This is a genomic window from Pseudomonas helleri, from assembly GCF_009600315.1.
GTDB lineage: Bacteria > Pseudomonadota > Gammaproteobacteria > Pseudomonadales > Pseudomonadaceae > Aquipseudomonas > Aquipseudomonas helleri_A.
In genome coordinates, this window is record NZ_WIWC01000145.1 from 1 (window position 1) to 305 (window position 305).

At 56.1% G+C, this 305-nt stretch carries 1 protein-coding gene; it reads right to left on the bottom strand.

Translation table 11 applies throughout. The features are described from left to right. Positions 1–305 (bottom strand): protein rep (locus tag GHN86_RS23175; RefSeq protein WP_194286572.1); only part of this gene is annotated, 305 nt, incomplete at both ends.

The following is a 305-nucleotide window of genomic DNA, read 5'->3' on the forward strand; positions in this document are numbered from 1 at the left end:
TGGCGAGATCGTCGGATCGCGCATGCATTCATGCCAAATCTCAACCCAGCGGGCATGCTTAACGTATTTCGATCCAGACAGCATCGAAGGCGGGACCATCAGCAAAACGTGAAAATGCGGGTGCGCCTCCCCAATCGCACTCCGAGTTACCTCGGTAGTCCGTACCCAACCAATCACCGCTTTTAACTCTTTTCGCGCCTGGAGTCGGTTCCACCCGGCATTCATCGCCGTAAGAGTCGCTCCAAGCTCGCCTATGGGGCAATTGGGCACAGTCAGGGTCAGGAATAGCCAGCGAGCCTTAGGAT